General features: G+C 56.5%; 8 protein-coding genes. 4 read left to right on the top strand and 4 right to left on the bottom strand.

The annotated features are described in order from the left end of the window. Positions 1-42: 42 nt before the first annotated feature. From AKI39_RS25045 to wecB, 4 genes are all read right to left on the bottom strand, one after another. A complete protein-coding gene (locus tag AKI39_RS25045) occupies positions 43-972 on the bottom strand; it encodes a GNAT family N-acetyltransferase (protein ID WP_076879742.1) in 930 nt (309 codons plus the stop codon). Between the two features lie 345 nt (positions 973-1,317). Beyond that, complete coding sequence (locus AKI39_RS23650) at positions 1,318-3,690, bottom strand: hypothetical protein (protein ID WP_145925364.1); 2,373 nt, start codon at positions 3,688-3,690, stop codon at positions 1,318-1,320. A gap of 198 nt (positions 3,691-3,888) precedes the next feature. Beyond that, a complete protein-coding gene (locus AKI39_RS25670) occupies positions 3,889-4,983 on the bottom strand; it encodes a glycosyltransferase family 4 protein (RefSeq protein WP_145925363.1) in 1,095 nt (364 codons plus the stop codon). A 15-nt stretch (positions 4,984-4,998) separates the two neighbouring features. Next, positions 4,999-6,162, bottom strand: a complete 1,164-nt coding sequence (gene wecB, locus AKI39_RS23640) for a non-hydrolyzing UDP-N-acetylglucosamine 2-epimerase (protein WP_066641511.1) — start codon at positions 6,160-6,162, stop codon at positions 4,999-5,001. 232 nt (positions 6,163-6,394) lie between these two features. Between wecB and AKI39_RS23635 the strand changes: the two genes are divergently transcribed. The 4 genes from AKI39_RS23635 to AKI39_RS23620 all read left to right on the top strand — a co-directional run bounded on the left by AKI39_RS23635 (position 6,395) and on the right by AKI39_RS23620 (position 14,373). Beyond that, positions 6,395-9,571 (top strand): glycosyltransferase, encoded by a 3,177-nt coding sequence (locus tag AKI39_RS23635; protein WP_158515208.1) that lies wholly within the window; start codon positions 6,395-6,397, stop codon positions 9,569-9,571. 297 nt (positions 9,572-9,868) lie between these two features. Continuing rightward, positions 9,869-11,725, top strand: coding sequence for a hypothetical protein (locus AKI39_RS23630; protein WP_145925362.1), 1,857 nt, complete (start codon positions 9,869-9,871; stop codon positions 11,723-11,725). A 390-nt stretch (positions 11,726-12,115) separates the two neighbouring features. After that, positions 12,116-13,048, top strand: a complete 933-nt coding sequence (gene waaC / locus AKI39_RS23625) for a lipopolysaccharide heptosyltransferase I (protein WP_066641507.1) — start codon at positions 12,116-12,118, stop codon at positions 13,046-13,048. Positions 13,049-13,083: 35 nt separating this feature from the next. Continuing rightward, on the top strand, positions 13,084-14,373 hold the full coding sequence (locus AKI39_RS23620; protein WP_066641505.1) for a 3-deoxy-D-manno-octulosonic acid transferase: 1,290 nt from the start codon (positions 13,084-13,086) through the stop codon (positions 14,371-14,373). Positions 14,374-14,458 lie beyond the last annotated feature (85 nt).

Raw genomic sequence — 14,458 nt, 5'->3', positions numbered from 1 at the left:
TATCCATCTTTTAATTTTCTGGTCGCTTCCGAGAGTCCCATTTCAATATGCATCGAAATCGAGAAACTCGAAAGTGTCAAACTTGACCTCGTCCGGCTTAGGCATGGAATCATCCAGCCTTCGGTAGATCAGGTTCAAGGGTGAAGGAAGAAATCGGCGTGGCAACGGGAGGCCTCGTACAACCGCTCTTCCGTTAAATCCGCAGTATATGAAAATTGGACTTCGATGGAATCCTGCCGCCTTGCGCAGCAGGCCACCACCGTCGACCTGGACTGTCGGAGAATGGGCAAAAAACTTCAAGGCCACAATCGTGCGGCACCCTGCTGCACGTGCAGTGGTCGTAATCAAGGTTCCGTTGGAATTCGTGTGCAGGGCGTAACTGCTTCGAGGACTGGCGAGTCGCCATTTCAACTTCTCGAGTGTCCAGGCCTGTGACACGCCGCTTCCCGCGCTAGCTTGCTCAATACACGACGCGATCGTTTTGAATTGCGTGCTATCCAGGAATTCGGGGGTCACTGCATGGCTCGCACCCTCGTTCCAGAGGGCAGGTAGAGCGACGCCCGCGACGACGGGTAGAGGATCAATAAGTTTAAATTTCAGCCGTCGGAGGAACCCCGGCGTCGAGTTGGCGTTCGCTACACCGATGACTGCCTGAACTCCCATGGTTGCCGCGGCAGCGTAGGACTCTTCTGCCAACCGCGTGAACATACCTTTCCCGCGAGCTCTTTCGTGAACGGCCGTATTGAGCGACAGGGCCAGATATTTAGTCTCTGAGCCAAAGTACCATCGTTGCGGGAGAATCGTGTAGTGGCCTAACAACTCTTCAGCTTCCCGATAATCGCTTGAAATGTCGTTTCCGTCCGGAGCATCTCTGTATAGCCACTTGAGATAATCGTAGGAGAAGCCACTGTCGGGAAATACAACATTCAAAAGTTTTTGTTGGTCTGTGAGTGGCGAGAATTTATCAGTCATGGGATGGATGAATAAATTGTCGATGCCTCAACGGAGACTGCCTCTACCTGTCCGGGGACGCCGAGTCGCCTTTCCTTGACCCCATCGTAGCTTGGCGTGACGGTGCTCGTTCGCGGCAAAAACCCGATGCTGGTGTATCGAACTTTCCTTGGGGCGTGACGAGTGGGATGCCCCGATAATTCGGTGTGTTTCAGGATACCACTAGATGCGGCGGGCGTGCATGCCGGAGCTAGAGATAGTTACCGCCCAGGCGAAATTCGAATACTGGCATATGTGGCACGGCGGAAGCGCATTTGGACTGCGCTCCGGGCAGAACTGAAGGCGCTGCTTGGCAGGGGCCGATTGTCAATCAAGGTCTATTTGCAGCTCTTCCACCGCTATCGAGGATCCGTCTCGAACACTGATGATAGGTCGCCCGTGCTTCGCACCAAAGGGAATCTTCACGGCTTCAGAAAAAGATGTTGTTCCGCTGTGACAGGCGATCAGTCGATAGTACGGCAGCCCCACATCCCAGTTAATCTGAGCGATAAGGTCTCCGTTATCACTGGCGCAGCGTAAGCGTACTGAGTACCTGGCTTGGTCGGCGCCAGCCGTGGTAAACGCCTCAAACGCCTTGGGCTGCGTCGTTGCCAAAATAGCGTCATCCCTAGGTGTACTCATGCTCGCGCTGGTCTGCGTCGGAGCCTTTAGTATGAATGCATCATGGTAGCTGATGGGTGCTGGGACGACCTGATACAAAGTCAACGCGCCGATCTGATAAACGGCTCGACCATAACGAGCCATATATTCGCGCATCAACGCGGCTGGAGTTTGCGTAGCATCCGCGTCTGCTTGGGAAAGGATTATGAAATCGATGCGGTCTTCTGCGATGAACGACGCAATATCGGTACCGTTCTTGATCGCCAGGAAACGAGCCATGCGCGCGGGGGCATACCAGTTCACGTATAGTGGTTCGCCGTGCAACGTCGCGCCGGATGGGATATTCATTGGGTAAAGCACTCGCGACCCAGGAGCTATCCTATTAATCTCCTGAGTGAGCTTTGCTCCTGGCGCGTACATGCCGGTGAGCAGATCCCGCCCCTCCGACGTAAAAGCCACCTGCGCGGGGTTGCGCATCATCCACGATACACCGCGAAAAAATGCTAGATTGAGTCCGATGCAGACAATAGCCAATGCCATGGCGAACAAGCGCCAGCGGCTACGCTGTTCTACAAACAGAGACCCCATGACCACAACGGCGAGTGGCATGACCGGGAACAGGTATCGCCAATATTGAGTTGCGGCGAACATCGCGAGACCGAAACCGAGCATGGGCAACAGTGCCAGACGCAAAAGGCGCGGAGCTCCCGGGCAGGCCAGTGAAACTAGGGCGAAGGGAAGCAATATCAAATACTGCCATCCGGCGACATAATCTCCCGATTCGAAGTATTTAGATGTGTCGAAGAATGCCCGCACATAGCTGTACAGAGAGAAACCTTTCGTCCAAGTGAGGTCCGTGAAATTTTCAGGTGAAAAAAAGTGGGAGCGGAAGACCGCGTTGTAAAGAGGAAAGACGGGGTTCCCTGTGATGCGCCAAGCCACACCGTAGGAATGCAAGGCTGCAAAGCCTAAGATCAGCATCGTCGCCAGCCCAGGCATACTCCCGCGAAGAGGCGCTAGCGTATTACGAATTCCTACGCGGATCGTTAGCGCGACGATACACGTCAATGCGAGCACTGCGCCGGGCAGCTTGATCGCGACACACAGGCTAGCGCAAGCCAGGATGCCAAAGACGGGTTTTCCGTGCGGCTTCCCCGCACCACCGATCATTGACACCGCTGCCAGGGTCACTACAGCCAGCGGTAACTCCGTTTGTAGGGAAAGCAGCAAATTGCCGAGCATCGGCGTGCTCGCCGACAGAATGACCAGGAGCCATTGCCAACGAACGTCTATGCGAATCTTATGCAAGATGTTGATCGTCAGCACCAGAAGGGCCAGTGCAAATGCCAGATCCAAGGCGCCCCGGACATCGTCGCCCGCCAGGAGAGATAACGCGCCGTGCAGTAGATCTGCCGCAAAAGGCGCCACCGACCAAATCTGGTTGAGTGGATTCAACTCTGCGCGGTGCTGTGATGCGAAGTTGGCCCACATGCGGAGATGCATCGCATGATCGTCATACGCCATGCTTGGGAAGCTGCTCCATCGCAGCACCCAGCTAGTGATTGCAATACCCGGGACCCACGCCCACAGTGGAATGGCGCGGATCCACTCGTTCGCTGCGGTTAGCCGACCGCCAATTGCCTCTCGGCTCCCGGTGGCCGGCACAAGGACCAGACTCCCTAGGGGAAGTAGGCACAATCCCCAATAAAGGCCACGATAGTTGACCTGGTAATGGAGCATGACGCCCCATAGGGCGATCCAGAAGGCAACGCCGACAACCAAGGCCTCTAATGGGTGGTCTACGGAATAGCTTTGGTCTTTATGTATCCGACGGAGAAGCAGACCTCCGAGCGCCCACGCGCTGATCGCCCATACGCCTATGACGGCCAATTTGTCTAAACCAACGCCAAGGCCGAGCCAGCCAAGTGCGAGGCCCAACAATGCTGCGTTGGCATTGCGCGGCACCAGAATGCCAAGAACCACTCCTGTCAGCATGACGGCGAGTGCCCAGATAGGACCGTCATATTCGTGCGGCGATAACCAGACAGTTTCTTGAAAAAAATAGCGGGACGCGAGCATTGCCAAGACGCAGAATAGCGTCCACGTCAGGGCTGTTATGATAGGACGGATATTCCGAGTTGCACTCAATTCATATCTCTCGGGATGGGCGCGCTTTAAGGTCGGCATCACGCACTAGAATGCGCTAATCAGCGACGAGCGCTACAGAAGCATCGATATCTTGGTTGCCATTAGGCACGATGTGGAAACCGGGCCTTCTCATCTAAGTTGCGCAAGCAGTTGCTTGCGCCCGGAGTTTGCCAATTCTGCGAGCCGCTGCAGGACTATGAAATTATTGGCCACCATTTCGGAATACTCGATACCAGTAGGCAAGTGGCTAGCCGAGAATTGTTCCATGGTGGCATAGCACATTCCCATGTCAGTAAAGTCCCCAACCTGCGGTGTGCCCATGATTGGCAAGACGGCGAAACTCAGATACTCGATCAGTTTGGTTGGACAGGCCACTTTGTTTATTATGTGAGCTTCGCGACACAAAATGCCGTAGTTGCTCTTCGAATACACAGAGCGTACCTCGGCGGGCCGCGCCGCGTAGACTGAAATTCGCTTTCCATCCACCGGACATCCGGCAGCGATAAATTTTTCACGAAATACGGCCGGTTCGTGAGTCAATATTGTCGTCGTGTAGGTCTGTAATGACTCTTTAACCGCATCCACGATCCGATCGACCTGTTGCCACGCTTGGGCTCCGCCAGCGTATACCACAGCATTATGGGTTGCTCTCCCCCTGTGCTCGGTATGGGAGGGTTCGGTGAATATCGGACAGACAATATTCTCGTTGTTCAGCCAAGGGTATTTTCGGATGAAATGGTTAGCCATCTGATGGGTGACGTGCACGAGGACATCCGCCTCCAGGACCGCCCAGGATTCCAGGCTGGCAAAGATCCCTGCTTTAGGGGCATCTCCCAAAAAAGCTATTTCTTCCGGGACGACGCCATGGAGATCAACAATGAATGGCGCATGTCGCAATGAAACCAATTCCCGCGCTGTCGTTTGAAGAAGCGGATAAATGCTATGGGAATAAACTGCAATAGCACGCTGTATCAACCGGGCGATAATGCTGCTGGGTTCAGGCCCAATTTCAATTTCCAGGCAAGCGAGACCAAGCTGGCGGAAGTTCTCGCCGGATCGGAGATTGGGATTTATCTTTATATATACGCGATAATGTGGACTCAAATATGAATCCACGGCGGCGACCCGTTGTTGGTAACCTTCTCTTGGCTTGTCATCCAGCGGATTGACGCCATTCGAAAACACCACAACTGGGCGTTCGATGCAATTCAGAATTTCGCGCATACTAGCAGACCGTATTCAGGCGTTTTGACCGGTTCGCCCAAGGTCCCAGTCGGCGACGGCAGTGGCGCCGCCGGGTTCGTTGAGCAGAACGGCGCGGGCGGTCGCCACGATGCGGGCGCTCGCATGGCCGTCGCCATAGGGAGAATTGCCTCGGCTCATAGAGGTGTAGTGAGCCTGGTCACGCAGCAGGCGCAATGCCTCCGAGACGATTGCCTCCGTGTCGGTGCCAACGATTTTGACGACCCCTGCGACAACTGCTTCGGGACGCTCGGTAACTTCGCGGATAACGAGCACGGGCTTGCCCAGGGCAGGAGCTTCCTCCTGCAGACCACCGCTGTCCGTAATGACGAAGGTGCAGCGTTTGAGCACGCCGACCATTTCGCGATATCCCATGGGAGGAATGAGTTTGATGCGCGGCAGGCCACCGAGAAGCTCGAACACTACATCTTTGATGTTGGGATTGGGGTGGACTGGGTAGACCAGCGTCAGATCAGGGGACTCATCGTGCAGGCGGCGCAGGGCGGCGCAAATGCGCTTCAACGGTTCACCGAAATTTTCACGCCGGTGCGCCGTGACGAGGATCAGTGGACCAGCCGCACCGAAGTCTGCGGCTTCGGCCCGGCGAGCCATGTCCAGCAGAGCGTCCACCACCGTATTTCCGGTGATCTTCACCTGTGCGGAGGTAATGCCTTCAGTCAAGAGGTTGTTTTTGGATATCAGCGTTGGCGCGAAGTGCAATGCGGCAATCCGACCCGTGACAATGCGGTTGAACTCCTCGGGGAACGGATGCTCTAGATTTCCGGTGCGCAGGCCCGCTTCGACATGGCCGAACCGAATGCGTCGATAGAAACAAACCACCGAGGCAACCATGACGGTAGTCGTATCGCCTTGAGCTAGCACCAGATCGGGTGCGAGGCTCTCTAGGGTGGCGTCCAACTGCAGGAAGAGGCGGCCCGTCAGGCCGGCCAAACTTTGATTGGCCTGCATGACGTTCAGGTCCAGATCCACCTGAAGGCCGAAATCGCTGAGGGTCTGAGTCAGGATCTCGCGATGCTGACCCGTCGAGAGCACGACGGTGTTGGCCCACTCGCATTCTTTAAAGGCTCGAATGACCGGTGCCATCTTGATGGCTTCAGGCCGGGTGCCGACGATGCAAACGACCTTTTTTTTCATAATCATGCTGTTACTTATGTAGTAATTTGGGGTGGCGCCCAACCTCTAGGGGATCGCCCCGGAATCTATTGATGAGCAACGCTCAGGTCACCCCGGCGGAAAGACTGGGAAGTCCGGCTTGTGCAAAGCTTGGCGATTTTCGGGCGCAATGTTACCATCCCGCGAACTTTGCCTGCCGTTTTTTTTTCGGCTACACGTTGCGATATTCGCAGATTTTTTAATTCTCTACTATCAAACTATGAGCACGGGTTTGTCGTCGCATTCGAATGAAGAGGAGGGCGCCGCCCGGGGCGTTGACTATGGCATGGGAACGAAATTGCCGGTAGTAAATAGCGAAGGGTATTGGACGCGTCGGTTCCATGATGATTGGGAATCTTTAGGTGGGCCCGAGCAAACACGTTTTTTTTATAAAACAGCGCTCGACAATTTGCCCAAATGGTTCTCGGAAAAAATTCGACGAGAAAAAGCCTCGATGTGCGACTGGGGCTGTGCCACCGGTGATGGGACGGATCTGCTAGCGCAAATATTGGACGTGCCTGTTGTCGGAGTCGACTTTTCCGATGTGGCCATTCAGACGGCACGTGGGCGATATTCGAAGCCGGAATTTCAGGCGGTGGACTATTTGAGCCGAGAAAATCGCCCTAGCCAAGCTAAGTACGACATATTGTTCACTTCTAATACGCTGGAGCATTTTCCGAATCCACAGGAAGTCTTGAAGGATCTTGCGGTCCTCGCGCGAAAATATCTGGTGGTGCTAGTTCCTTTCCGGGAATACGATCGTCACCATGAGCACGAGGCAACGTTCGATCAGGAAAATATTCCTATATCGATCGCGGATCGCTTCGATCTCGTCTTCTCCCGCGTAGTCGACTTGAGTGGCCATCAGCCCTCTTATTGGGCTGGCGAACAGATTCTCCTCATATACGCTGCGCGCGAGGAAATCAAATCGCTGAACTTATGCCTCGATAGTCTTGAGATAACCCGCGAATCAATCCCCACCGGCGTCGAGCTCGGCATGGCAAAGGCGACGATTGCCAGCCTTGAAGAAGCAGTTACCGCCTTGCGCGCCGATCTAGGTGCTGCTCAAGAGGCGCTCCGGGAGTCCAGTTCGCAATTGGAGCGAGTACGCAGTGAACTGAAGCTGGCCAACCATCAGTATTTGGAGCAAACGCATGCGTGGGAGAAGCGTGAAGCGGAGCTGCGACATGCGTTGATGGCACATGACGCGGAGTTGCGCGACCGCGAAGCCGCCGTGCTCGAACGAGACCTAACGATCGCGGCTATCAAGCACAGCACCTCGTGGCGCCTGACAAAGCCGCTACGTGCTGTAGGCCATGTGGTCCGCTTAGGGAAAAGAAAAATGCATTCTGCGGCGCGATTGGCTTATCACAAGACGCCCGTGCCCCAAGCTTGGAAGCATGCCCTTAAGCAAAGGTTGTTAGGCGGTGCCAGCCTGCCGCTGCCTGCGGCGACGACCGTACCCGAGGCCATGTCCAGCATCGTGCCGCAATTGGTGCCGCCGCTGCGTGGTGCCAAGGACCGCGCCGATGTTTTCGTCTGGGGCATCATCGACTGGCATTTTCGTATTCAACGTCCACAGCATATCGCCCGCGGCATGGCGCGTCGTGGGCATCGCACCTATTATTTTTCCAATCACTTTATCGACGACCCGAAGCCCGGCTTCCGTATCGAAGTGCTGTCCGAAGACGGTCTGCTCAACGTGGTCTATTTGCACGTGGCTGGCGTACCGTCGATCTATTCGGCCGCCGCCAGTGCGAAAACGACGGAGGATCTGCGGGCCAGCTTGGCGGTCTTCCTGGTCGAAGCCGCTCCTGCATCCATCATTTCGATGGTGCAACACCCGTTCTGGGTACCGTTTGCCGACCGACTACCGAATCGCCATCTCGTTTATGACATGATGGATCACCATGAAGGTTTCGGTGATGGGGCGCCCGACATCCTGGAGTTGGAAGAACGGATTCTGCGGGAGGCGGACCAAGTAATCGTTACCTCCGATTTCTTGGAAAAGATCGCGCGTGCAAAAAATAGCTCGGTGCATGTCGTTCGCAACGCCTGCGAATACGAGCATTTTGCGACCCGACCTGACAAGGTATTCGAAGATCCTCTCGGACGCCAGATCATCGGCTATTACGGTGCCATTGCGCACTGGTTCGATGTGGATTTGGTCGAGAGAGTGGCTCAGGCCTTTCCTGACGCACTCGTGCTGCTCGTAGGCGCGGACTCCGCCGGGGTTCAGGAACGTCTGCGCCATTGTCCAAACGTGCAGTTCACGGGCGAGGTGAAGTATATAGATCTGCCCTTTTACCTCTATGCTTTCGACGTTTGCCTGCTGTTGTTCAAAATCATCCCTTTGACTCTTGCTACCAACCCAGTGAAGGTATATGAGTATCTGAGCGCGGGTAGGCACGTAGTGGCTGTTGATCTTCCCGAGATGGCCCAGTTTTCTGGTTTGGTATCAGTTGGACGGGAAGAGGCGGAGATCATGGACCATATTCGGGCGGCGCTGCGCACTCCGCCCACCGACGCCGAGGTGACGCAGCGGCGCCGATTTGCCTCGAGTCAAACCTGGGATGACCGCGCGCACACACTCAGTCTGGCCATCGACCAATATAACCCCCCGCTAGTCAGTTTGGTCTTGGTTACCTATAACAAGTTGGAGCTGACCGACGCTTGCTTGCGCAGTATCGAAAAGAACACTCATTACAAAAACTTCGAGGTCATCGTCGTCGACAACAATTCGCGCGACGCGACGCCAGAATATTTGAAAGAATGGGTTACCCGTGGAAAGAACCGCCAAATCATTCTCAATGCGGACAACCGGGGTTTCGCCGCAGCGAACAATCAGGGATTGAAGATCGCGCGCGGACACTATCTGGTGTTGTTGAACAACGACACCTATGTGACTCCTGGGTGGCTCGGGACGCTGGTTCGACACCTTGAGCGCGATACCGCGAGCGGTATAGTTGGTCCGGTCACCAACAACATAGGGAATGAAGCAAAGATCGACATCGCCTATAACACGATGGAGGAAATGGAGTATGCGGCGCGCCTTTATACGGCAGGCCATATGGGCCAATCCTTTGCAATCTATACTGCTGCATTCTTCTGCGTCGCGCTGTCTAGGAAGATGTACGAGGAGGTGGGTGATCTAGACGAAGCGTTCGGAATCGGTATGTTCGAGGACGACGATTACTGCCGTCGAATTCAGCAACGGGGCTATATCGTGCGTTGCGCAGAGGATGTCTTCATCCACCATCACCATTCAGCGTCGTTCAATTTGATGGCCGTAGACGCCCGGGCGAAGTTGTTTACCCAAAACCGCGAGCTGTATGAACGGAAGTGGGGGCCGTGGCAACCACACGAATACCGCCCGGGTTTCGGCCGAATACTTTGATCGCGTCGAAGTTACGGCAGGTCTATGTTCGCAGGCCGTTCATGCAACAGGCCTGCTTACCGATACGCCCGCTTCTCCCATGCCGGCTCGCGCCCGCTGTGTCACTACCAAATTGCTTCAACAATGTCGGTGCATCGCGTCTTGCCATTCTGGTCCCGCCTAGCCTCCGCAGCTACAACTCGTGGGCGCGCGATCCTAGACCCAGCGCTCCCCTTGATAATTCGGGAGAACGTCCTAGCGAGCTTATTGCGCGCCGTTGCCTTGTTCGTATTCTGTTTCGCAATTTTAGGCTATGCGATGACAGATCCAGCCGCATGGCCAATGAAAGTTCTTCCGACTGCAATAGCTGCGGTTCTGGTTTTCATCGGATCACGGTTGAGCTACGGGTCAGTGCCGGATCGAGCCGGGCCGCCTTGGACCGGCATGTTGGCGGTCGGGGCGGTGGCGGTAGTGCAGTTCGCGTGGGCGGGGATCTACGATTCTGTACAGAATAGCGACTTCGGCGTCTATTGGACCTGTGGCTCACGTGCACGGTGGGATTTCGTGACGTGGATTGCAAGTTGCCAGTCCGAATACTTGCGTCCTAGCCTGACTTATTGGACCCGGTCACTGTTCTATACCGGCTTATTGAATGGCATCGGCCTAAGCTCGTACGTTGACCTGAAGCTAGCCAATGTGCTGTTGCACTTGGTCGCGTTGACGATTTGGTTCGTAGGCGTGCGGCGCTGGTACGGCGAGAGGGTCGCCACCTGCACTACTATCCTGCTTGCGGTCTTTCCGGAGTTCTGGTTTACGACGACGCTAGCCAGCACGGATAACGCGGCGGTGATATTCGTGGTTTTATTCCTGCTTCTGCTACCTCGTCTCCTGACGGGCAGATTAGCCTTCGTTGCGCCGGCCCTTGCCGCCACGATCTTCATGGGAGATGCCCTCCGGTCGATCGGACCATTGATGCTGGCAGCAACCGTGTTCTGGGTCATCGCCGCTGCTGATCGAAAGCGTTTGGGACGCCTCGTCCTGGGAAGCTCCGTGGTTATTTTCGTCTACGCCGCGCTGCGTACAGGGATGAGCCATGCGACGCAGGGGACTATTGCCGCGGAGCCTCTCCAGCTTTTCAAGATACTTTCGTCAATCGACTTTCATACAAATCAGGACTTCAACAGCAATTATCCGTGGGGCCAGTATTTCTGGTACGCCGTGCCTCTGGGGGACCGGCTGGGCGTCGCCTTGCTGCGCTTCTCACAGGAAATGATCAATGGTTTATCTTCATTCCCGCAGTATTTGATGAGCAAGGCGTACACATTATTCTCGGCAACCGGATATTACGGCCTCTCGTCCTTGAACTATACCGGTTTTAATCCGGACACGGTCTACGTGGTCTCCAAGAGCACCGTGCCTTTTCGCGGCGAATGGTTTTCCTGGCTAAACATTGTCGGGCTCACATATGTCTGTTTAGCGATCAAAGGGATTGCTTGGTTCCGCGCTGACGGCCTCAGGCTCGCTGCGTTGTCCTGGATGGCCGCTTTCTTCCTTGTTGTGCTGTGTTTGGGCGAGACCCAGGCGCGATATGTGTTGCTTATCGCCCCGGCCTTGTGTCTGCTCGCGGCGCAGGGCCTGCTACCGGTAGAGGCTGACATCGAGCCACGTAAGGCCGTCGTCCGCCTCTGGCCCCCGGCCGTTTTACTGTTTGGCTTATTCACTTCACTTTGTTTGGTGTTCTGGGCGGTACGCTCGACACACCCGAACCTGAGCGTCTCCACAACTTTAGCGGGCCCGACCGCGGCGGGACGCTCCTGCGAGGGCGCGCAGATTGTCAAGGCGTATAACGACATCACGATCCGTTTCCCGCCCGGTGTGAATTGTGCGTTGCTTGCGGTACCGTTAGGTCCAGATGCCAAGTCCTTATCGTTTTTTGTCAGCGCTACGCGTTTCCCTTATCTCTGGGAGCCGAGGCAGCCTACGGGGTTGCGCTATGACGTAACCGTGGATGGCCAGCTTAGCTTTGCAGGGGCACTGGCAGACGAGCCGGTAAGATGGCAGCGCGTGGAAATCCCTCCAACCGAAACCCCTGCGCCGGAGATACTAATCAGACTCTATCGGGACCAGTTCGCTCGTCCGCAGGCCTTCAACGTGAGCTGGCTGCATGAAAAATGAGCCCCGGCCATGACAGTACCAATGATGACGACCTGCAGTGGCCGCGCCGATGCAACGTCATCATCAGCGCGTCGGTATGGTTCAGCGCGATTTTCGAGACGTTGCTATCCTGGTGTTCAGCCTAGGCGTACCGCCTCGCGTTTGAACTCGTGTGTAAAGGTTCTTCTGGTCCGTGCCATCTTCCTGCTCTCCAGGCATCGTCATGCCATCTGACGTGTCCGGAGAGATAGGGCAAGCCCAGTGTGCATGTGTCCGCGTGCTTGCGGCCGCTGTGCAGCGCACCAGGCAGCGCATGTTTAGGCCTTAGAATACCGGCAGGTCAACTTTCCTTCGTCCTGTCACTTGGAAATCCTCATTGTTCGTACCTCGTCGCTAGGCGACCTAGTGCATATGCTGCCCGCCATGTCGGACATCGCGCGGCACGTACCGGATGCCCGTATTGACTGGCTTGCGGAAGAAGCATTCGCCGAAATTCCATCCTGGCATCCGGCCGTTGGAAACGTCATCAAGGTTGCACATCGGCGTTGGCGGAAGTCGTGGTGGTCCGCGGACGTCCGAGCGGAGCGTCGTGGTCTACGCGGCCGGCTGCACGCAAAACGTTATGACGTGGTGCTCGACATGCAGGCGCTATTGAAATCAGCATGGCTGGTGCGGCAAGCCCAAGGCGTACGCCATGGGCTCGATTGGAAATCGGCCAGGGAGCCGCTGGCCTCACTCTTTTATGACGTCCGCCACAAGGTCGAATTCTGGCAGCCGGCCGTTGTGCGTCAACGGCAGCTGGCTGCGCTGACTTTCGGCTATACGGTAATGGGGCGTCCGGATTTCGGTTTGCAGGCCTTCACTCGCCAAGCCCAGCATCGAGCAGTCAATACGGATCAACGCCGCAATGGCGCTGAATATGCCGTCATCATGCCAAGTGCCAGCCGGCCGGACAAATTGTGGCCCGAGGACGACTGGCACGCCGTTTTCCATCGGTTGCGAGAGGCCGGCTGTTCATTGCGCCTGCTCGCCGGCAATGACGAGGAGACGCTGCGAGCAACGGCCTTGATTGAGGGATTCGAAGGTGCGGAGGTTGTGCCGCGGATGAACCTGACGGCTATTGCAAAATTGTTGTCCGGTGCGCGGATGATGGTGGGTCTTGACAGTGGTTTGACGCACCTTTCGGCCGCGCTGGGGCGTCCTACGATAGGTATATATCGCGCGTCTACGCCCATACGGACACCCTTGGTGGGCGATTCGTTCACCGCCAGTCTAGGCGACCGCGGCGCGCCGCCGTCACGCGATGCCGTTCTTGCCGCCGTCGAACAGGCGTTGATAGCGTAGAAGGTGCCGCATCAAGAAGATCCGGACGCGCTCCAATGACGAGATTCCTCTATACAGTATTGCTTCGGCTATTCGCCCCGATCCTCTGGCTGTGGATTCACGGTCGAGCCGGGAAGAGCAGTGGCGAGTGGGACATCCTTGGCCCTGCTCGGTTTGGCCGCTATGCCGACAGCGAGGCGGGGCCACGTACCAAAGGTCGCATATGGATCCATGCCGTCAGCTTGGGAGAAACACGCGCGGCACAGCCGCTCATCCGTGCGCTGCTGGACGAGGGGCGGCAGGTACTCCTTACCCATACCACGCCCACGGGCCGTGCCGAAGGAGGCCGTTTATTTCCTGACGCGATAGCGAATGGCCAACTGCGGCAAGCGTGGCTACCGTACGATTTCCCTGGATCGGTCCGCCGGTTCCTCCGATTCTTCGCCCCTCGCTGCGGTATCTTGATTGAACGGGAAGTTTGGCCGAACCTGATAAAGGAGGCTGGGCGACAAGGCGTTTCGATGTTGCTCGTCAGCGCCCGGCTCTCCGAGAGATCCGTGCGCCGGTCGCGCTGGGCGCGAGGGGCATTGCGGAGGGCTTACGCAGCGCTTGATCTGGTACTTGCGCAGACCAAGGCAGATGCAGAGCGTTTGCGCCAGGTTGGCGCATATTGTCCCCACGTCGTGGGCAACTTGAAATTCGATGTTGCCCTGTCCGCCGATCAGTTGGAAGAAGGGCGGGCATGGAGGCGGACCGTAGGACGCGCCATTGTCGCCATTGCAAGCACGCGGGAGGGCGAGGACGAAATCTTCGCCACGCTTATACGGAACGCGATAAACGGCCGGAAAGGCGCTGCTCCGCTCTATATGCTGATCCCGCGGCATCCACAACGTTTTGCCGAAGCGGCTGCGCTGTTGGAAAAGAATAATGTGCGCTTTGTGCGGCGATCGGGCGGAACGCAGGTGCCGCCGGCTGACGTGCCGGTTTTGCTGGGCGACACGCTGGGTGAGATGGCGTTCTATTACGGCGCCGCGGACGTGGCCATCGTCGGTGGAGGTTTCGAGCCGTTGGGAGGGCAAAATTTCATCGAGGCATGCGCAGCCGGAACACCGGTCGTCGTCGGCCCGCATATGCATAACTTTGCGCAGGCTACAGAGGATGCGACCGCCGCCGGCGCGGCACTACAAGTCCCCGACGCCAGTGAAGCCATGCGCATAGCCTCCACGTTGCTGCACGATGAACCCAGGCGCATGGCCATGCGCGATGCGGCATTGGGCTGGACTGCGTCGCATACTGGTGCGACAGGCCGTATGTTGCAGCTACTGCGGCCTTGGGTGGGAGCCTAAGCTACGTGGATCGTCAGGCTAAACAAAAAACAACGGTCGGATCTGCGCAGCGACGGGACGTCCGCATCCCCCCTATATCGTGACC

This window comes from Bordetella sp. H567 (genome assembly GCF_001704295.1).
Taxonomy (GTDB): Bacteria; Pseudomonadota; Gammaproteobacteria; order Burkholderiales; family Burkholderiaceae_B; genus Bordetella_C.
Note: the sequence above shows the minus strand (reverse complement) of the source record. Positions and strands in the feature narration are given on the sequence as shown.

What these genes read in the sequence shown, in the direction of transcription:
- AKI39_RS25045 (WP_076879742.1), bottom strand. Translation starts at nt 972, where the DNA reads ATGACTGATAAATTCTCGCCACTCACAGACCAACAAAAACTTTTGAAT.
- AKI39_RS23650 (WP_145925364.1), bottom strand. Translation starts at nt 3,690, where the DNA reads ATGCTCGCGTCCCGCTATTTTTTTCAAGAAACTGTCTGGTTATCGCCG.
- AKI39_RS25670 (WP_145925363.1), bottom strand. Translation starts at nt 4,983, where the DNA reads ATGCGCGAAATTCTGAATTGCATCGAACGCCCAGTTGTGGTGTTTTCG.
- wecB (WP_066641511.1), bottom strand. Translation starts at nt 6,162, where the DNA reads ATGATTATGAAAAAAAAGGTCGTTTGCATCGTCGGCACCCGGCCTGAA.
- AKI39_RS23635 (WP_158515208.1), top strand. Translation starts at nt 6,395, where the DNA reads ATGAGCACGGGTTTGTCGTCGCATTCGAATGAAGAGGAGGGCGCCGCC.
- AKI39_RS23630 (WP_145925362.1), top strand. Translation starts at nt 9,869, where the DNA reads ATGACAGATCCAGCCGCATGGCCAATGAAAGTTCTTCCGACTGCAATA.
- waaC (WP_066641507.1), top strand. Translation starts at nt 12,116, where the DNA reads ATGCTGCCCGCCATGTCGGACATCGCGCGGCACGTACCGGATGCCCGT.
- AKI39_RS23620 (WP_066641505.1), top strand. Translation starts at nt 13,084, where the DNA reads ATGACGAGATTCCTCTATACAGTATTGCTTCGGCTATTCGCCCCGATC.